The organism is Gordonia rhizosphera NBRC 16068, assembly GCF_000298195.1.
Classification (GTDB): domain Bacteria; phylum Actinomycetota; class Actinomycetes; order Mycobacteriales; family Mycobacteriaceae; genus Gordonia; species Gordonia rhizosphera.
The window spans coordinates 1-19915 of the sequence record NZ_BAHC01000076.1; the positions used below are offsets into that span (position 1 = coordinate 1).

The 19915-nt window shown below is 67.9% G+C and carries 16 protein-coding genes; 9 read left to right on the forward strand and 7 right to left on the reverse strand.

Features of this window, described 5'->3' with window-relative positions; all coding sequences use genetic code 11:
- Positions 1 to 1296: glutamate-1-semialdehyde 2,1-aminomutase (gene hemL / locus GORHZ_RS09230; protein ID WP_040531002.1), on the reverse strand; the 1296-nt coding region annotated here is incomplete at its 3' end.
- A 126-nt stretch (positions 1297 to 1422) separates the two neighbouring features.
- Between hemL and GORHZ_RS09235 the strand changes: the two genes are divergently transcribed.
- The 5 genes from GORHZ_RS09235 to GORHZ_RS29480 all read left to right on the forward strand — a co-directional run bounded on the left by GORHZ_RS09235 (position 1423) and on the right by GORHZ_RS29480 (position 5096).
- The gene (locus GORHZ_RS09235; RefSeq protein ID WP_157205123.1) at positions 1423 to 2088 is read left to right on the forward strand and encodes a hypothetical protein; all 666 of its coding nucleotides are present in this window, start codon (positions 1423 to 1425) and stop codon (positions 2086 to 2088) included.
- Positions 2085 to 3296, forward strand: coding sequence for a PrsW family intramembrane metalloprotease (locus GORHZ_RS09240; RefSeq protein ID WP_006332330.1), 1212 nt, complete (start codon positions 2085 to 2087; stop codon positions 3294 to 3296). Before GORHZ_RS09235 ends, GORHZ_RS09240 begins: the two co-directional genes overlap by 4 nt.
- A gap of 183 nt (positions 3297 to 3479) precedes the next feature.
- Entirely contained in the window at positions 3480 to 4142 is a 663-nt protein-coding gene (locus GORHZ_RS09245; RefSeq protein WP_006332331.1) for a hypothetical protein, read from the forward strand.
- Positions 4139 to 4411, forward strand: a complete 273-nt coding sequence (locus GORHZ_RS09250; protein WP_157205124.1) for a hypothetical protein — start codon at positions 4139 to 4141, stop codon at positions 4409 to 4411. Before GORHZ_RS09245 ends, GORHZ_RS09250 begins: the two co-directional genes overlap by 4 nt.
- 106 nt (positions 4412 to 4517) lie before the next feature.
- The gene (locus GORHZ_RS29480; protein WP_157205125.1) at positions 4518 to 5096 is read left to right on the forward strand and encodes a class F sortase; all 579 of its coding nucleotides are present in this window, start codon (positions 4518 to 4520) and stop codon (positions 5094 to 5096) included.
- A 4-nt stretch (positions 5097 to 5100) separates the two neighbouring features.
- Here the strand turns inward: GORHZ_RS29480 and GORHZ_RS09260 are convergent, their stop codons facing one another.
- The gene (locus tag GORHZ_RS09260) at positions 5101 to 5988 is read right to left on the reverse strand and encodes an SGNH/GDSL hydrolase family protein (RefSeq protein WP_006332334.1); all 888 of its coding nucleotides are present in this window, start codon (positions 5986 to 5988) and stop codon (positions 5101 to 5103) included.
- Positions 5985 to 7490, reverse strand: a complete 1506-nt coding sequence (locus GORHZ_RS09265; RefSeq protein WP_006332335.1) for a PucR family transcriptional regulator — start codon at positions 7488 to 7490, stop codon at positions 5985 to 5987. Before GORHZ_RS09265 ends, GORHZ_RS09260 begins: the two co-directional genes overlap by 4 nt.
- A 136-nt stretch (positions 7491 to 7626) precedes the next feature.
- On the opposite strand from GORHZ_RS09265, the gene gabT reads away from it, so the two are divergent.
- From gabT to GORHZ_RS09280, 3 genes are all read left to right on the forward strand, one after another.
- Entirely contained in the window at positions 7627 to 8982 is a 1356-nt protein-coding gene (gabT, locus tag GORHZ_RS09270; protein WP_006332336.1) for a 4-aminobutyrate--2-oxoglutarate transaminase, read from the forward strand.
- Positions 8983 to 9015: 33 nt separating this feature from the next.
- Positions 9016 to 10485 carry an NAD-dependent succinate-semialdehyde dehydrogenase gene (locus tag GORHZ_RS09275; protein WP_006332337.1) on the forward strand — a complete coding sequence of 490 codons (1470 nt, stop codon included), beginning with the start codon at positions 9016 to 9018 and terminating at the stop codon, positions 10483 to 10485.
- Positions 10486 to 10590: 105 nt separating this feature from the next.
- Positions 10591 to 11181 carry a YdcF family protein gene (locus GORHZ_RS09280; protein ID WP_006332338.1) on the forward strand — a complete coding sequence of 197 codons (591 nt, stop codon included), beginning with the start codon at positions 10591 to 10593 and terminating at the stop codon, positions 11179 to 11181.
- Here the strand turns inward: GORHZ_RS09280 and GORHZ_RS09285 are convergent.
- The 4 genes from GORHZ_RS09285 to GORHZ_RS09300 form a co-directional block, all read right to left on the reverse strand.
- Entirely contained in the window at positions 11172 to 15113 is a 3942-nt protein-coding gene (locus GORHZ_RS09285) for a P-loop NTPase fold protein (RefSeq protein WP_006332339.1), read from the reverse strand. The genes GORHZ_RS09280 and GORHZ_RS09285 overlap by 10 nt on opposite strands.
- Before the next feature lie 145 nt (positions 15114 to 15258).
- Complete coding sequence (locus tag GORHZ_RS09290; RefSeq protein ID WP_006332340.1) at positions 15259 to 16422, reverse strand: acyl-CoA dehydrogenase; 1164 nt, start codon at positions 16420 to 16422, stop codon at positions 15259 to 15261.
- A 120-nt stretch (positions 16423 to 16542) separates the two neighbouring features.
- Positions 16543 to 17262, reverse strand: coding sequence for a TetR/AcrR family transcriptional regulator (locus GORHZ_RS09295; protein ID WP_040531000.1), 720 nt, complete (start codon positions 17260 to 17262; stop codon positions 16543 to 16545).
- A gap of 151 nt (positions 17263 to 17413) precedes the next feature.
- Positions 17414 to 19051 carry an AMP-binding protein gene (locus GORHZ_RS09300; RefSeq protein ID WP_006332342.1) on the reverse strand — a complete coding sequence of 546 codons (1638 nt, stop codon included), beginning with the start codon at positions 19049 to 19051 and terminating at the stop codon, positions 17414 to 17416.
- 117 nt (positions 19052 to 19168) lie between these two features.
- On the opposite strand from GORHZ_RS09300, the gene GORHZ_RS09305 reads away from it, so the two are divergent.
- On the forward strand, positions 19169 to 19915 hold a 747-nt coding region (locus tag GORHZ_RS09305; protein WP_006332343.1), incomplete at its 3' end, for a helix-turn-helix domain-containing protein.

Genomic DNA, 19915 nt, shown 5'->3' on the forward strand with positions numbered 1-19915 from the left:
TGCGGTCGCGGCCGCCGGCAGTGCGTCGGCAATTCGTGAGAAAGCATCCTCGTCCAGAGCCGCCGAGACAAACCAGGCCTCGAATGCGCTCGGCGGCGGATAGACCCCGCGTTCGAGCAGCGCGTGGAAAAAGGGCGCGAAACGCCAGGTCTCGGTGGCCTTGACGCCTGCGTAGTCGACGACCGGGTCGGTCTGGTCGGTGAAGAAGACGCTGAGCAGGTTGCCCGCGAGCTGCACCCGGTGCGCGACGCCGGCGGCGGTCAACGCGTCGGTCAGCAGTCCGGCGAGACGTTCGGAGTTTGCGTCGAGGGTGCGGTAGACGTCGGCGTCGGCGTTGCGCAGCGTGGCGAGCCCGGCGGCGACGGCCACCGGATTCCCCGACAGCGTGCCCGCCTGATAGACGGGTCCGGTCGGCGCAAGCCGCTCCATCACGTCGGCGCGCCCGCCGAACGCCGCGGCCGGCAGGCCGCCGCTCATGACCTTGCCGAAGGTGTAGAGGTCGCCGCCGACACCTTCGAGGCCGTACCAGCCCGACGGGCTCACCCGGAATCCGGTCATCACTTCGTCGATGATCAGCAGAGCGCCGTGTCGTCGGGTGAGTTCACGCAGGCCGGCGTTGAAGCCGTCGTGCGGCGCGATCGCCCCCATGTTGCCGGCGGCGGCCTCGGTGATGACCGCCGCGATCTCGTGGCCGAACTCCTCGAACGCCTTCGCGACGGCTTTGAGGTCGTTGTAGGGCAGCACGATGGTGTCATGAGCGGCGGCGCCGGTCACGCCGGGCGAGGTGGGCAGGCCGAGGGTTGCCACACCGGAACCGGCGTCGGCGAGCAGGGCGTCGACGTGACCGTGATAACAGCCGGAGAACTTGATGATCTTGGGGCGCTCGGTGAATCCGCGCGCCAACCGGATAGCCGACATGGTGGCCTCGGTGCCCGAATTGACGAGCCGCACGCGCTGCACCGGGTCGACCCGGTCGATGATCTCCTCGGCGAGTTCGATCTCGGCCTCGGTGGGTGCACCGAACGACAGACCACCGACCGCGGCCCGCTGCACGGCCTCCACGACGGCGGGATGTGCGTGCCCGAGGATCATCGGACCCCAGGAACACACCAGGTCGACGTACTCGTTGCCGTCGACATCGGTCAGCCGGCAGCCCTTCGCCGAGGCGATGAACCGGGGATCGCCGCCGACGGCGGAGAATGCGCGGACCGGGGAGTTGACACCCCCGGGGGTCGCCATCTGTGCGCGCTGGAACAGTTCGGCTGACCGGGTGGCGGCATCAGCGAGTCGGGTCACGGCCTCCAGTGTTCCAAACGCGTCGGCGCGTCCCAAATCCTGTCGCGCGCCCGAACCGCGCCGCACACGGCGATGCGGCCTCACCTAGGGTCAGGTTCGTCCCATTCCGCTGATCCGGAGGAACGCGTGCCAGCACATGCCGTCGACGATGCAACTGCCGACGTGTCGCCGCCCTACGAACCACCAGAATCGTTCATTCCCGTCGACAAACGTCGTTTCGGGATGGACAGCCGCACGATCCTGCCGGGGTTCTTCGTCCTGGTCGTCGCGCTGATCCTGTCGTTCGTGCCCGCCATGATCAACGACTCCGTCGAGTACGACGACCCGGTCGTCGCAGGCGATGTGATGGCGGTCGGCGACCGGGTGACGTTCACGCCGACGGTCGGCTGGGATGTCACGGCCGGCCTGCGCGAGGACGAGCCGCTGCCCGGCGGGAGCTATCCGTCGGTGGCGACCGTGTCCGACTCGGGCGTCGTCATGCGGGTGCGGACCGCGCCGTTCGAGGGAACCCCCGAGGACCTCCTCGACCAGATCCGGGACAACAACGAAGACCTCGGCGACCTGGCCCCCAACATCGGCGAGAAGGCGGCGTCGATCACCACCACCGACGGTCACCGCGGTGTCATCGCCGACTATCAGGTCCCTGCCGGCGAGGGCGTCGTCGCGGCGTTCGTGGACGACGGGCTCGGTGTCGAGATCGTCGCCGCTGTACCCCCGGAGTACGAGCGCGAGTCCGCCGAGGACATCGCCCGGATGATCCAGAGCATCAGCATCAAGGAGGCATCGGAGTGACCACCGCCGTCGGTGACAACGCACCGCAGATCGATTCGACCGACCTCGAGCGAGACCGCTACGACGCCATCACCAAGTCGGGCCGCGGCGAGAGCTTCAGGTTCATCCAGCCCCGCAATCTCTGCTGGTGGGTCTACCTCGTGATCGTCGGGTACGGCGCGGCGCTCACCGTCACGATGTTCGCGGCGCCCTGGCACGCCTACGGCGACGAACTCGGCACCACCGTGTTCGTGCTCCTCGTCTACGGGGCGTTGCTGTGGTGGTTCACCCGCTACATCGACCGCTACACCCCGGTGCCGGGCAAGCTGGTGCTGGCCGCGCTGGTGTGGGGTGCGATCGGCGCGACGATGGCCATCGCCATCAACGCCAACGGCCCGATCCGCACCCTCTGGGCGAAGGGTTTCGGGCAGCAGTTCAGCGCGGAGTGGTCGGCCGGCCTCACCGCGCCGCTCACCGAGGAGATCTCCAAGGGCCTCGGCGTGGTGCTGCTGATCTACTTGGCCCCCAAGGTGATCCGCACCGCGTTCGACGGTTTCATCGTCGGCGCCTTCTGTGGTCTCGGGTTCCAGATCCTCGAGGACATCCTCTACTCCTTCAACCTGGCCGGATCGCATTTCGGCGCGGATGCGGGTGACCTCGGATTCGGCGTCGCCGTGCAGCGCATGCTGACCGGCCTGTCGGGTCACATCCTGTTCTCCGCCATCTTCGGCGCCGGCATCGTCTACCTACTCGGACGTCCCGGTGAGCCGCGCAACGTGGCACGCGGGCTCGGGCTGATGGCACTGCCCGTGGCGATGCACTGGTTCTGGGACTCGATGGGCGCGCTACTGCCGCAGCCGTCGGAAGCCGTGGTGATTCTCGAACTGTTGATCATCGTGCTGGTCTTCATCGCCATCGTGGTGTGGGTGTTCCACCTCGTCGTCGAACGTGAACGGATGTACCTCCGTGCGATTCTCGCCCCTGAGGCCGCCGGCGGCGTACTCACCGAGGACGAACTGATGGCCGTCTCCGGCGACTGGAAGCAGCGTCGGCACCTGCGCAAGGTTGCCGGCGGGCGTGAGGGGCGCCGCCGGGAGAGCTGGGTGACCGAGGCCGCCGGCGACCTCGCCGACGCGTTGGCGCAGTCCCGGGGTGCGACGACACCGGAGGTGGAGTTCGCGCGGTCCGAGGTGACGCGGCTGCGCGGAGCAGTGGACGCGACCGTCTGACCGCTGGTTCCCCGGACCGGGCGACGTTGGATCACATTCGGCGCGCGACGTGAAGTTGCACACTTTCTGCCCCGAGACTTCACTTTCTGCGGCCCGGTACACGAGAGTCAACTCGGGGTCACTGTGACCCGGTCGCACGAAGCGCGGGCGGGTCACCCAACATCATTTCGTCGGGGGATTCAAATGATGCTCGTATCCGGTCGTGTCCGCGCGGCAGTCGTCGCGTCGCTGCTCGCCACCACAGTCTCACTCGCTCCGGCCGTCGCGAGCGCCACCGGTGACGGACAGTCGTCGGGCTCGGGTTCGTCGCACGGTGACTCGAAGTCGTCGTCGCACAGCGGTTCGGGCGGAGGCAGCTCCGACAAGGACGGGTCCGACAAGTCCGACAAGGGTGGCTCCGACAAGGACAAGAGCGGGTCCGACAAGGACAAAGGCAGCTCCGGCCAGCACGATTCCGACAAGGACAAGGGCGGGTCCGGTCAGCACGGGTCCGACAAAGACAAAGACAAAGACAAGGGCGGGTCGGGCCAGCACGATTCCGACAAAGACAAGGGCCATGGGACTGGCGGCGGCCAGGACTGTGACGACGATTCGTCGACGACGCCCCCGCCGGCTCCGCCGACGACGACCACACCCGATTCCGGCGACGACGAGGGCGACGAGGGCACAGACGACACCGAGGTACCACCCGCTCCGCCGGCGCCGCCGGAGACGACCACGCCGGAGGTCGTCACACCCGCGCTGCCGACCTTCCCCTCGTTGCCGCCCCTCACCTTCGCGCCGGTCAGCGGATCGTTCCCGGACATCAGCGTGGGACCCTGGACGCGGCCGACATTCCCGTGGTGACAGAGGTCGGCAACGGAGCGCCGACAGCGGGGCCCGAAGGTCAGCCGATCGTCATCACGAAGACGACGAGCGGCGGAAATGTCTACGGCTACGTCGACGAGTCGGGCCGCTACGTGCCCCTCGCCTACGACGAGGGCCTGAGCTTCGACACCGGATACGACGAACCGTCGTCGGGTGCGGCGGTCGCCGGAGCCGGGATCGCCTCCGTCGCAGCGGCCCTCGTTCTCGGTGGCGGCGTCCTCTGGTGGCGTCGACGTGGCCGGATCTGAGTCCCGCCACGCTGAGACCCGGCACGCACTGCGTCTTCGCACCCGGCACCGGCGTGCCGAACTCGTCCGGCTCGCAGTCGGAGTCACACTCACGATCCTGATGTGTGTGGCCTCCGCGCTCGTGTTCACCGGACTCGACGACACCTCTGACGAAGTCTCGACGGCTTCGGCCCCAGCGGTGGATCCGATGAGCGCCGGTGTCGCGACCGTCGCACTTCCCGCCGAGCCGGGGCCGGTTCCGGCAGCGATACCGACCGCGGTCTCGATTCCCGCGATCGGCCTGAACGACGTCGTCCGGGTGATCCCGGCCGGCGGATGTCCGGTGATCGATCCGCCCACCCTCACGGACGTTTTCTGGGTGGGTTGCCGGGCCAAGCCGGGCACCGACTCGGACGGCACCACGGTGCTCACCGGACACGCGGTTGCCGGCGGCAGCGGTGTGTTCAACGAACTCGGCGATCTGCGGAACGGCGACGCCGTCTACATCACCACGCCGCGCGGTCGCCTCGAGTACCGCGTGGCAACCCAGCGCCTGTACCCCAAGAACGCGATCGCGTCGTCGAGCCAGATGACCACGCGGATGCCCGGCCACCTGCTCCTGGTCACCTGTTACATCGACGACGGCAGGTTCACCGGGGACAACCTCGTCGTCGAGGCACATCTCGTCTCGGCGATACCCGTGTGATCGGCTATCCGAGCGCACCCTGAACCTGATCGGCGATGGCCTCCTGCCCGGCCTCATTCGGATGCAGCGGCGAGGCCCCGACCGCCCCCACCTGCGGCTCGATCCACCGCTGCCCCGCCGGCGCGCAGGCGTCGTGTCCCTCGGAGATCTCGGACATGTCCACGAAGGTGATGTCGGTCTGCGCCGCGGCCTTCGCTATCGCGTCGTTGAGGGCGGCCTGCAGGTCACGCAGATACGGGACATCACCGGTCGAGACCGGCACCGTCGGATAACAGCCGGTGTCCGACGGCAGAATCCACGGATAGCCGACCGCGACGATCTCGGACCCCGGCGCCTTGGCACGCACTGCGGTGAATGCCCGCACCAGGGCCGGGAAAGTCGTGGAATCCACGGTGTCGGTGAACTCCGTCCCGTGCCGGTCACGGCACGGCGCGCCGGTCGGATCGCCCGCGGCGAGTTCGGCACAGGTGCGGATCGCGTTGGTGTAGATGTCGCTGTCGTTGCCACCGATCATGAGCGTCACCACACCGGCGTCGCCCGAGACGGCATCGAGTTGCGGCGGCACCCCCTGATACTGCGCGGCGAAGAAGTCGGCGGTGTCGGCGCCGCTGCAGCTCACGTCGTCGAGCCGATAGCCCTCGCCGGCCGCCACCAGATGAGCGAAGTTGCGCGACGACCGGAAGCACATCACCGGCGAATCCGCCACCAGCGGAGGCACTCCCGCGGCCGCGCTGTAGCTGTCGCCGAGGTTGACCAGCAGGGGTTCACCCGCCGCGGCCGACGAGGACGCCACCGACGACGAGGTCCCCGGGGTGACCGCGTCGTCGACCGTGGACGCGCATCCGCCCAGCACCAGGACCAGTGCCGACACAACGACCGCGACCGCCCTCATCTCACCGCCTCCGTCAGCAGCATCAGCAGCAACTCGGCGCGGGTGCGCGCGTCGGACAGATCCGCGTCGAGCAGATCCTCGATCCGTTCGATCCGGTGCCGCAACGTATGTCGGTGCACGCCGGCCGCTGCGGCGGCGACACCCCAGTTGCCGTTCGCCTGCAGGAACGCCAACAGCGTTCCCTGCAGGTCGGTGCCGTGTTCCGCGTCATGGGTGCGCAGCGGCGCCAACTGTTGCGCCGACGCGTCGGTCAGGGCCTGCCGCACCGGATCGATCGCGAGCACCGACCGGCTACCGTGCAGGTCGGCGAGCTGACCGGCCGCGGCCGATCTGCAGGCCACCGCCGCCTGCCGCACGGACTCGCCGAGCTCACCGACCTCGACGTCCGGGCCGAGTCCGGCCGCCGCAGAGCCGTTGTCGTTCACCATCTTCAGCAAACGGGCCACGAAGGCGCCCGCATCGTCGCCGCGCAGCGCCACGATCACCTCCGCACCGTCGCGATGCACGAACACCGCCGGCCACCGATGCTCCAGCTCGTCGACGAGCCGTCGGCGGCCCCGCGCGGCCGCGTCGTCGTCGGTGAAGGCGAACACCGCAGCCCGCACCTTCCCTGCGGGATCGGCGGCCCGATCCAGAATCCGGGAGAGCCCGGGTCCGGCGACGGAGCCGTCGACCGCCAGCGCCAGCGCATCGGAGTGCAGGTCGACCAGATCGCGGGCCACCTGCCGCGGTTTCGCGTGCTCGATCGCGAGCAGCGAGATCGCGTGCCCGACGAGCATGCGCGCGATGTCGTCGGGGGCCACCGGCCCGACGACCCCGAGGTGACCGAACGTCCGGCCGCCAGATCCGACCCGGCCGACGGTGACGGTCGCATCGCCGGTCATCCAGACCGCGCCGGCGGTTTCGGGGTCGCGCGCCACCACCTCCCGTATCCGGTCCAGGTCGGACGCGCGGACCGTACCGGGTGCCGCCGCAACGACGGCGAGCGTGGGGTCGAGCAGCACCACGTGCTGTCCGATGGCCTCGGCGAGTTCCCGGACCACCGCGCCCGATCCGCCCGACGCCGCGGCCCGCGTCATCCGCGGCTGGGCCTTGCTTGCGGTGACGAGCTGCGTGGACCGGTGGGCGGCGATCTGGTCGAGGACCGCGCGGGTGATCGCCGAGAACGGGATCGGTAGCGGCACCTCGAACAGCGGCAGACCGAGGTCGTCGGCGGTGTCGATCATCGCGCGCGGCACCTCGTCGAATCCGAAACCGACGCCGAGACCGACAGCCGCGACTCCCGCCTCGTCGAGGTGCCGGAGATAGCCCGGCCAGACGGAGTCGTTGCCGGTCAGCCGCATCCCGGTGGTCAGGAGCACCTCTCCGCCCGACATCCACTCTCCGGCATCGAGCAACTCCGACGAGACGGCACAGTCGAGGGTGCGGTCGAGGCCGTCGGCCCCGGCGCGCAGCGACAACCCCAGTCGCCGCTGGGCCAGGAGCCATCGCACCGTGGTCACGCCGCACAGCCTACTCGGCCCTATTGGACACCTTGGAGCGCATTGTCCGGGCACTTTGTACAGATTGTCAGGGCACCTCCCGAGGCGGAGAGGCGAAGACTGGGACATGACCGAACCGCGAGCAGAACGGACCGACATGAGCACCATCACGCATCGACTGCCGCAGAAGCGTCACCTGGTCACCGAGCTACCCGGCCCGAAATCCGTCGCGCTGGCCGAGCGGCGCCAAGCCGCCGTGCCGGCCGGTCTCGGGTCGGGTGTGCCGGTCTACGCCGTCGATGGTGACGGTGGGGTGCTCGTCGACGTCGACGGCAACTCGCTGATCGACCTCGGTTCCGGTATCGCGGTGACCACCGTCGGTGCCAGCAATGCCGCGGTCGCCGATGCCGTTGCGGCACAGGCCCACCACCTCATCCACACGTGTTTCCTGGTCACCCCGTACGAGGGGTACGTCGCGGTGGCGGAGAAACTCAACGAACTCACCCCCGGCGACCACGAGAAGCGCACGGCGCTGTTCAACTCCGGCGCGGAGGCGGTGGAGAACGCGGTGAAGGTGGCGCGGGTGGCGACCGGCCGCGACGCGGTGGTGGCGTTCGACCACGCCTATCACGGCCGTACCAACCTGACGATGGCACTGACCGCGAAATCCGTTCCGTACAAGCACAATTTCGGACCGTTCGCCCCCGAGGTCTATCGGATGCCGATGAGCTACCCGTATCGGGATCCGCTCGGCGACGACGGTGTGGCCGCCGCCCGCCGGGCGATCACCGCGATCGGCACCCAGATCGGCGCCGACGGGGTGGCTGCGGTGATCGTCGAGCCGATCCAGGGTGAAGGCGGATTCGTCGTCCCCGCACCGGGATTCCTGCCCACTCTGGCGCAGTGGTGTCGGGCGAACGGGATCGTGTTCGTCGCCGACGAGGTGCAGAGCGGTTTCTGCCGCACCGGCGACTGGTTCGCCTGTGAACACGAGGGTGTGGTGCCCGACATCGTCACCACCGCCAAGGGCATCGCCGGCGGAATGCCCCTGGCCGGGGTCACCGGGCGCGCCGAGTTGATGGATGCCGTGCATCCCGGCGGCCTCGGGGGTACCTACAGCGGCAATCCGGTGGCCTGCGCCGCCGCGCTGGCCGCGATCGATCAGATGGAGACCCTCGACCTGTGCGCCCGCGCCCGGGCCATCGGCGAGATCGCCACCTCGTCACTGACCGCCACGGCCGCACTGCTGGCTGCCGACGGGCGCGAGGTGATCGGCGACATCCGCGGCCGCGGCGGCATGATCGCCGTCGAACTGGTCCGACCGGGAACCTCCGAGCCCGCACCCGATCTAGCCAAGGCGGTGGCGGCCGGAGCGCTCGCCCGCGGCCTGGTGATCCTCACCTGCGGCACCTACGGCAACGTGATCCGGCTGCTGCCGCCGCTCGTCATCGACGACGCGCTGCTGCGCGAGGGTCTCGCCATCCTCGGCGAGGTACTCGCCGAGTCCGCCTGACCCATCACCACGATCCCATCGGAAGGGAAACCCATGAGCGACAAGGAAGTCATCGACCCTCAGGCCGTCCTCGACGGCGTGCCCACCGGGTTGTGGATCGACGGCGCATCGGTACCGTCGAGTTCGGGCGCCACGTTCGTCGTCGACGATCCGGCGACCGAGGAAGAACTGGTGTCGGTCGCGGACGCAACCGTCGACGACGCGCGCCGCGCCCTCGACGCCGCGGTCGCCGCCGCCGACGACTGGGCCGCCACCCCGCCCCGCGAGCGCGGCGAGATCCTGCGCCACGCTTTCGAACTGCTCACCGAACGTGCCGACGACCTCGCGCTGCTGATGACACTCGAACTGGGCCGGGCTCTGCCCGACAGCGCAGGCGAGGCGCGCTACGGGACCGAGTTCCTGCGCTGGTTCGCCGAGGAGGCGGTCCGCATCAGCGGCCGATTCACCCCCGCACCCGCCGGCACCGGACGCATCCTGGTGACGCATGCGCCCGTGGGTCCGAGCCTGGCGATCACGCCGTGGAACTTCCCGCTGGCCATGGGAACCCGCAAGATCGGCCCCGCACTGGCCGCGGGCAACGTGATGCTCGTCAAGCCGGCGCACGAGACACCGCTGACGATGCTGGCCCTGGCCGAGGCGTTCGCCGAGGCCGGACTCCCACCCGGCGTGCTCTCGGTGCTGCCGACGACCAATGCGGGCGAGGTCTCCACCGCGCTCATCACCGACGACCGCATCCGCAAGATCAGCTTCACCGGCTCCACCCCCGTCGGCCGACATCTGTTGGCACAAGCTGCCGAACGCGTGCAGCGCACGTCGATGGAACTCGGCGGCAACGCACCGTTCCTGGTGTTCGACGACGCCGACATCGACGCCGCGGTCGAGGGCGCGTTTGCCGCGAAGATGCGCAACGGCGGTGAGGCGTGCACCGCGGCCAACCGGTTCCTGGTGCAATCCGGTGTCGCCGAGGAGTTCACCACCAAGCTGACCGAGAAGATGTCCGCGGTCCGCCTCGGCCCCGGCTACGAACCGGGCGTCACACTCGGGCCGCTGGTCAGCGCCAAACAGCGCGACAAGGTCGCCGAGACCGTGGACGGCGCGGTCGCCGACGGCGCACGAGTGCTGTTGGGCGGCAAGGCACCCGGAGGCAAGGGCTACTTCTACCCCGCCACCGTGCTGGATCAGGTCGATCCCTACGCACCGGTCACCCGCGGGGAGATCTTCGGGCCGGTCGCGGTGATCAGCACCTTCACCTCGGAGACCGACGGCGTCAAGGCCGCCAACTCCACCGAATACGGCCTCGCGTCGTACTTCTACAGCCGCGACCTCGAACGGTGCATGCGGGTGTCGGGCGCGCTGGAATCCGGCATGGTCGGTGTCAACCGCGGCGTGATCTCCGATCCCGCCGCCCCGTTCGGCGGGGTCAAGGAGTCCGGGATCGGCCGCGAGGGCGGGACCGAGGGGATCGAGGAGTATCTGTCGGTGAAGTACATCGCGCTGACCTGACCGTTGCCCGACCACCACGGATGTCACGGAGGCAGATGTTACGGAAGTGGCAGTTGTTATCGATTAGAAACCCAACCCACTGGCCACATCCGTAACATCGCGACCATGCGCGTGCGTATCCTCCTGTCCGCGGTGGCGGCCGCCACTGCCCTGAGTACTACCGTCGGCACCGCGACCGCGACCGCCGACCCGGTGCGAATCCCGATCGGCAGCACCGACTTCGGCAGTGTCGATCTGGGCAGTAGCGATTTCGGCACGCCCAACAGCATGTTCCTCTGGCAGAGCCCGCCGACCCGCTACATCGTGGTGCTTGGCGCCAAGATGGGCACGCTCGGGCAGACCCCGGACATCCTCAACCGGCGCCTCGACGTCGCCGCGCGACTGGCGAAGCAGCACCCGTTCAACCGGGTGATCGTGAGCGGCGGGGATACCTGGTGGCTGCCGGTGTCGGAGGCCCAGTTCATGAACCTCGGGCTGATCCGGCGCGGAATCCCGGTCTGGCAGATGGTCAACGAGGGCCGCGCCACCAGCACCGTGCAGAACGCGTTGTACACGGTCGGCATGCTCAGAGGGATGGGTGCCAGCGGAGCGCTGATCGTGACCAACGGGTTCCACATGCAGCGCGCGCTCAAGAACTTCCGGGACGCGGCCCGAAAGCAGAACGCCCGTCTCGAATTCCGGCCGGCCTACGCCTGACTGAAAGCGTTCGGCCGGGGATCCGAACCGGCGTTGGGCTCCGTGAGCAGTCCGAGCCTGCCGAGCACCGACCCTGCCGGGAACGCCAGCCGGGCGGCCGGGACGATCCACGGTCGCCAGTCACGGCACGACGTGGGCACCGGGATGCCCTCGTCAGCCGCATGCGAATCAAGCTCTAGCAAGAAGGGGCGCAACGACTCCCACGACTCTCCGGGAGGCACGTCGATGCACCGCGATCGCACCGATTTCCGATTGATCAGTCCCGTCCAGGTTCCCGCGTCGCCCTGTTGCGCGAGATCGGCGACCAGACACGTCCCCAGGTTCGGGTATCCGATGAGGATTGCGAGCAGGACCATCCCCGGCAGCGACGACTCGGGCAACGAGTCGTCGGTTCCCGCCCTGATATTGCGGATCGCGGCCAGGATGCCGTAGCTGTTCGCGAGACGCTTCACCGATCGCGGGGTGCGAATCAGCGGTGGTCCGAGGAGATTCATCAATGCCAGTTCGTCTGCGCTCAGCGCGAGCGGGTCGACACGATCGGTGATCCGCGGCACGGGTATCCGGACCTCTGCGCGAGGTGTGCCGTATCGGGTCACGAACTCGAGATCGTCGAGGATGTCGCCGACCCGTTCGTCGAGTTGCTCGGGGACCTCGTCGGCCACGTAGCTCGCGGTCTCCGGAACTGTCGGTGTGCGGGGGACCGGGGCGGGGGGCGACGTGTCCGGAACGCCCACACCGGGCGGTTCCGGAGACGGTTCGTCGGTCCGTCGGCCGACGAGCGTCTCGAGCAGGTCCTGATGCCCCGCGGGGCTGAGCTGTGGAAGGGTGAACACGACTTGAAAGATCTTCTCCAGATACTGCGATGGCGTGAAAGCCCATCGTTCCGAGGACGATCCGGGTCGGGAGCCGGCGATCACCGGCTCCGGCTCCCCTGCCGGCGGCGACGACAGTTGCAGGAGTTCGCGGTAGTGGACCGAGATCGCGCGCATCAGCCATCGCGGGTCGACAGCCACGACCACGACGAAGAGTTCGACCGCGAGCAAGAGGTGGATCGCCTCGAGGACTTCGACGACCAGTGTCGGTGGGCAACGGTCGAGATCGTCGATGTAGAGCACGATGCGATCGATCTGAGGCAGCGGATCACGCTCGTCGTAGAGAGCCGCAACTTGTGCGAGGTACTCGGGGTTCTCGTCCCTGCCTTCGCGGAGCAGCCGCGACATCGACTCGAAATCGTCACGGATCTGGGTCATGACACCCAGCGACTGGCGATACCCGCCCCCTCCGGCACGTTCGGAGACCAAACCCGCCAGGCGCCCTGCAGCGGTCAGATCACGCAACTCACCTTCGAGTTGGGCCAACGATGCGGTGCTGACCTCCAACGCGGTTTCGGTTTTGGCGCTCCAGGACTCGGTGAGACGTTGCAGTTGATCGCCACTTGATTTCAGCGTGTCCCATACTCTGCGGACGTTCGATGAGGTGTCGCGAGCGACCGTCCACACCTGGGCGAAGACTGCGAGCAGCCCAAGAACCGCGGCCGACGCCAGAACGGACTTCAACCAGGACTGCACGGCGGGAACGCAGAGTGCGATAACGATCAGCACGATGATCGGAACGAGGGCTCGCACCCATCGCGGCAGTTGCCCGACCAGCGCACGCGCGCATGACCACAGATATCGTGGCCAGGATAACGCCCCGAAGAAGTGCCGTGTGATGGCCCGCTCAAGATTCGGGTCCACCACGTCCACCGCGTCCGAAACCTGGTTGCGTTGTCGGTCGGTCAGCTGCTTGAAACGAGGCCTCTCCCGCAGTGCCCGCGCGAGTTCGTCCTGTCGTTGGCGTTCCGCGGCGATCCGTTCCGGCAGCCGCCGTTCGCTGACGACCTCCGCCAGTAGCCGGGATTGTTGACGCTGTCGCTCTGCTGCCTCGCCGGGCTCGTTGTCCTTCTCTGGTCGCGCGAGTTGCGCGAAGATCTCGGCAACCAGGCTCGCCCAGAGCTCGGTCTCCGCGTAGTGCCACGCATTGAAGCGCACCTGGCGCACGTGACTGCAAGCAGTGCTGGTGGTCAACGCCCTGGCCTGGACTTCCTGTCGCATGAGGTCGAGGAAGTGGCTCTTTCCCTCACCCCACTCGCCGAACACGCCGACGGCAAGCGGAGGAGTGACGGACGACGATGTGATCAGATCCGCCAGTGCGGTGGCCTCGGTGCGCCGGCGGAGGCTGTCGGCGCTTCCGATCCCATCGGATTGGTAGAGAGGGTGCCGACCGATCGGGTTGGCCCGCACGATCTCCCACATGCCGATGGCCGAATGCGCGCCTCCGTCGGCGAGCAGCGGCAATCCTGTTGTGGTGGCGACCGGACCCGCCGCGGAATCGGGCGCGCCGGCCCACCCTCCCCAAAGGGTAGTCGCGGCGTGCCGGGGACGGATCTCCTCGACGAGTGAACCGTCCGCGACACGCCATACTCGGACGACCCCGCTGTCGCCCCCGGTCGCCAGAAGCTTGTCCGATCCCACCCGTGCGATCGCGCCCCAGGTCATGTCGCGCTCGTGAGCGCGCCACCGCGTCGTCGGAGCCAGTCGGCCACCCGTCACGCCGTACGGTGAACCCACATCCCACACGCAGACAGTCCCGTCGCGCTCGCCGGTCACGAGTCGTTCGCCGTCAACCCGACACCGCTGTCCCCACACGACCGGACCCTCGTGCCCGGCCAAGGTCGCAATCAGCTCACCCGAGGTCCACACCCGGACTGCACCATCGGAGCACCCACCCATGATTAGCGAGTGATCGGTGATCTCGGTGTCGACCAGGCCCCACAGCACGGTGTAGTCGTCTCGTGCGTGCTGGATTGTGATCATCCGATCGGTTCGTGGGTAGTTGACCGCGAGGTAGCCGTGCGACCCGCCGAGGGCCAGCAGCGGGTCCGTCGTCGGCAATGCAAAACTCCAAGCACCCCAGAGTAATTGGCAACCATCGGGAAGGTCGAAGGAACTCCGGGAAACTCTGGTGACCACATCCCAGATCCATACGCGGTCGGCACCGTCACCCTCGCCACCAGCGGCCACGTGCCGGGCGCCGTCGACAGTGCCCCACGCGATCCAGGTGACCGACCCCCCGATTCGGGGAAGGGTTGCGGCACTGTCGTTCTCGATGCGCCAGACTTTGACGGTTCCGTCGTCCCCGCCGGTGGCGAGCGCCGGTTGGCCGTCGATCTCGCCCCAGCCGCCGCAACGCACTGCACCCCGATGACCTTCCAACCAGCGGATCTCTCGCGTGCGAGCGTTCCAGATCCGAACGCGCCCCTGACTTCCGCCGGTTGCGAGCAGCGTTCCTTCGGACGTGTGTGCCCATGCACCCCAGAGGGCTGAGTCGTCGGAGGGTAGCGCCGGGATCGATAGCGGTTCAAGCACATACTCGGGTGCCGGGGTCGGTGACGCCGTACTGAACCCGGAACTGGACTCCTCCGAGGTGGGGGCCTCGCCCGTGGCGTCCCCATCCGATGGCCACGCAAAGTGACCAGATGCCTCCCCCTCCGATGACGGCACGTCGTTCTCCGCGACCGAGTCGACAAGCCGGATTCGGGTCAGCGCGAGTGCGCACCGATCCTGGTCCCGCACCGCCGTGATGCGGATATCTCCCTCGTCCGCGAACTCGATTTCGGGTTCGACCATGAATGTCACCCCGGGCAACTCGGGGAAGGCGAATACGGCCGGGCGGGTATCCACCGGCTGGTATGGCGGCGCGTTCGGGATCGAATCCTCCACCGACGTCGGTCCCTGGAAACCGTCGTCGACCACCTCGGTGCCGTCGGATCGTCGACCGACGATGTGCACCCAGCCCGCATCGAACGCCTTGGTGCTGACGTCCTCCCGCGTCGCGACGAACTCGACACCTTCAATCGAGTCCACGGTGAACGCAACGGACCTGACGTCCATCGAGTCATTTTCGCGCATGTGGGCATGCCGCCACCGGGAAACCGCGGGCAATTCATCTCAACAGGAGACCGCAATTTTGGTCCCGCCCCCGACACAGCGGGAGCGGGACCAAATCAGTACCAAATGCGGAGAGTTCCGCGGAACGTCAGCGCAGCAGCGCGCGGCTCATCACGACGCGCTGGATCTGGTTGGTGCCCTCATAGATCTGGGTGATCTTGGCGTCACGCATCATCCGCTCGACCGGGAAGTCGCGGGTGTAGCCGGCGCCGCCGAAGAGCTGCACCGCATCGGTGGTCACCTCCATCGCGACGTCGGACGCGAAGCACTTCGACGCCGAGCTGATGAACCCGAGGTTCTTCTCACCGCGCTCGGCGCGGGCGGCCGAGGTGTACACCATCAGACGCGCGGCCTCCACCTTCATCGCCATATCGGCGATCATGAACTCGACACCCTGGAACGACGCGATCGGCTTGCCGAACTGCTTGCGGTCCTTGACGTATGCGATCGCCTTGTCCAGCGCACCCTGCGCGATGCCGACGGCCTGGGCGCCGATGGTCGGGCGCGTGTGGTCGAGGGTGGCCAGCGCGGTCTTGAAGCCGGTTCCCGGCTCGCCGATGATGCGGTCCTCCGGGATGGTGCACTCCTCGAAGTACAGCTCGGCGGTCGGCGATCCCTTGATACCCAGCTTCTTCTCCAGCGGACCGACGGTGAAGCCCGGGTCGTCCTTGTGGACCATGAACGCGGAGATGCCGTTGGCACCCTTCTCCGGGTCGGTGACCGCCATGACGGTGTACCAGGTCGACTTGCCGCCGTTGGTGATCCAGCACTTCGATCCGTTGAGCACCCAGTTGCTGCCGTCCTTGCGAGCGCGGGTCTTCATTCCCGCGGCGTCGGAACCGGCCTCACGCTCGGAAAGCGCGTACGAGGCCATCGCCTCGCCGGCTGCGATCGACGGCAGCACCTGCTGCTTGAGCTCATCGGAACCGTTGAGGATCAGGCCCATGGTGCCCAGCTTGTTGACGGCCGGGATCAACGAGGCCGACGCGTCCACTCGCGCCACCTCCTCGATCACGATGCACGCGGCCACCGAATCAGCACCCTGGCCGTCGTACTCCTCCGGCACGTGGATCGCGTTGAATCCCGACGCGACCAGCGCGTCGAGGGCCTCCTGCGGGAAACGAGCCTTCTCGTCGACATCCGCGGCGTAGGGCTCGATCTCCTTCTCGGAGAGTGCACGGATCGCCTCACGCAGCGCAATGTGCTCCTCGGGAAGCTCGAAGACGTTGAAGTCGGGGTTGCCAAAACCCATGAGGGCTCGCTCCTTACGGGACTCGATGGTCGACACTCCGTGCCTCGACACTCAGTGCCATTCTCTGGTTGTGTATCAGTTCACCACGGCACTGCGTGCCATGTCAATCAGTCCTCGCATCTATTGTCGCTGTTCACCACCGTCCGCATGCAGTTGTTCACGGAGCGCCGCCACGATTTCCTCCGGAGGGGTGCCCGGCACGTAGGTCACCACGGACACGCCGACGGGATTCGACACGCCACCCCCGAGCGCTCGCCGGATCCGCGACAGTTCGGTGCGCAGGTGCCCGAGGGTCGCATCATCGTCACCGCGGATCATCGAGCGCAGCATGTAGTTGTGCACCGAGGTGATCGCGGCGGCGTAGCCGACGATGCGCACCCGCGACTCGCCGGGAAGCCGACGACGCAGGTAATCCTCGAAGATCCGCTGGTAGCGGTAGGTGGTGACGAGTTCCCGGTCGCGCAGTGCGGGGACGTTGGCCACCACGTGCAGACGACGAACGGCCAGGTCACGGGTGTCAAGGAAGTGCGTGAAGACGATCTCGGCGGCGCTGCACACCGCAGTCCACGGGTCGGCGCCGGTCTGCTCCGAATCCGACCCCTCGTCGTCGCCGGACAGCCGATCGGCAACCTGGGCGAGCAGCGATTCGTGGTCGGCGAAGATCATGTCCTCTTTGGACCGGAACTGCCGAAACAGCGTCCGGCGCGACACCCCGGCGGCCGCAGCGATCTGCTCGACCGTCGTCGACTCGTAGCCCTGCTCGGAGAACAACCGGATCGACTCGGCGACGACCTGCGTCCGGAAATCCGCCGGATCAAGAGACGTGTCACTGAGTGCCATGGGATCAGTATTGCGCGCACCCGCCCCGGCGCGCACCCACCCCGGCAAACGCGCAATGGATTTCGCAAACACACACCCGCTCGGTCAACGCGCACGTCGCGACGACCGCGTTTGCCGAATGGGTGCGCGCTTGGGGGCGCTGGGTGCGCGGCTACTCGGCCGCCGCCTTCTGCCGCAACTCGAATTTGAGCACCTTGCCGGTAGGGGTACGCGGCAGATCCTCGGCGAAGACGATGTCGCGCGGCACCTTGTAGCCCGCCAACAGCTTGCGGGCATACGCGATGAGTTCGTCAGCGGTCAGCGTCTCGCCCGGCTTGAGGAGCACATAGGCCCGGGGACGTTCCCCCCACTTCTCGTCCGGGACCCCGACGACGGCGACGTCGAGGACCGAATCATGGCTCACCAGAGCCTGTTCCACCTCGACGGTGGAGATGTTCTCGCCGCCGGAGATGATGATGTCCTTGGCCCGGTCCTTGAGCTGGATGTAGCCGTCGGGATGCATCACGCCGAGGTCCCCGGAGTGGAACCAGCCACCGGCGAAGGCCTCCGCGGTGGCGTCGGGGTCCTTGTAGTAGCCGGCCATCACGTTGTTGCCGCGCAGCACGATCTCGCCCATGGTCTCGCCGTCGGCCGGCACGTCGACCATGTTCTCGTCGACGACGCGCGCCCGCTCGGCCTGCACCATCCCGACCCCCTGACGGGAGAGTTTCGCGGCCCGCTCGGGCGGGGTGAGGTCGTCCCAGGCCTCCTGGTACTCGCAGATCGTGTACGGGCCGTACACCTCGGTGAGTCCGTACACGTGGACGACGGTGACCCCGAGCGCCTCGAGCTGCCCGATCACCGTCGGTGACGGCGGTGCACCGGCGGTGGTGATGCGCAGCGGACGGTCGAGACGATGCGCACGCGGAGACCCGGCGATCGTCGTGCACACCGTCGGTGCGCCGCACATGTGGGTGACGCCGAGGTCGTCGATGCCGTCCCACACGGCCTCGGCCCGCACCGCACGCAGGCACACATGGGTGCCGCCCGCATGGGTGACCGCCCACGGCGTGCACCAGCCGTTGCAGTGGAACATCGGCAGCGTCCACAGGTAGCGCGACGACCCGGTGAACTGGTTGTGGAAGGTCTCGCCGAACGAGTTCAGGTAGGCGCCGCGGTGGGTATACATGACGCCCTTGGGTTTTCCGGTGGTGCCCGAGGTGTAGTTGAGGGCGATGACGCGGTCCTCGTCGTCGACGACCCAAGGCAGCGGTGTCGGGTCGAGATCATCTGCGCGGCTCAAGTAGTCGGGGTAGCTCACCAGCCCGCCGATGCCGGACGCCGCGACGTCGCCGAGCGGATGGCCGAACTCGTCGTCGGTGATCTCGACGAAGGTCTCGAGGTCGGGCAGCTGGTCGGCGATCGTGGCGACGGTGTGGCGGAACTCCGAGTCGAAGAACAACGTCGTCGCCTCGGAATGCTCGAGGATGTAGACGAGTTCGGGCCCGGCCAGACGCGAGTTGAGGGCGACGAGCACCCCACCGGCCAACGGCACCGCGAAGTGCGCGATCAGCGTCTCCGGGATATTCGGTGTCAGGAACGCGACCCGCGCACCGTCGTCGATGTGACTGCGCAACACCCGAGCGAGACGCTGCGTCTCGTCGGCGAACTCGGCGTAGGTCCATCGGCGCGAGCCGTAGAGGATCGCGTCGCGATCCGGAAACACCTCCGCGGAGCGATCCAGGAAACGCAGCGGGCTCAGTTCGCTGCGATTGGGGGCCACGGCTACGTCGGGCGTGGTGTCGGACACAATTCCTCCGCGGTGTCGTACTCGAGACAAAGAACAACTCCAACGCTAGGAACCACGACCACGCGCTCGCTACCCTCCAAAGAGGGTGGTTGGAAGATTCGGTGAGGTGATGGCCCGATGAGCGTGGACCCGCGACGTCCCAGCGACGACGACGCGCTGCGCGCCGTACTCCGCGCCGGACAGCGGGAGACGGGGCTGCCGGTGCTGTTCGGCGGGGTCGTGCGTGGCCGCGATCTCGTGTTGTCGGGTTTCGTCGGGACGCGCAGCACGATCCTGCGCAACCTGATCATCAGCACCGACTGTGGACTCGGTGGGCGGGCCATCGCCGAACGTCGTGCCGGTGCGGTCTCCGATTACGCGAACTCCACCGAGATCACCCACGAATACGACCGAGAGGTGGCCGGAGAAGGCATCGAGTCGTTGCTGGCCGCGCCCGCCGTGGTCGAGGGGAGGACCCGCGCCGTGCTCTACGGTGGGCTGCGCACGCCGACCCAGATCGGAGACGGTGCGATCGCGTCGATGGTGTCCTCAGCCCGACGACTCGCCCGCGAGATCGAGATCCGCGACGAGGTGGACCGCCGGGTCACGCTCATCTCCAACGCGCGGGCGACGACCGGACCGGTGCCGGCCGCGGTGTCCGACGGCATCGTCGAGAGCTACCTCGCGCTGCGCGAGATCGCCGAGGCCACCACCGATCCCGTGCTCGCCGGACAACTGCACGCGATCGAGGAGCGGCTGCGCGACCTCGGTGCACCCCCCGACGTCCCGACGACCCGGCTGTCGGCCCGTGAACAGGACGTCCTCGCCTACCTCGCGCTCGGCTGCTCGAACGCCGAGATCGGCCGACGTCTGCAGCTGCGCACC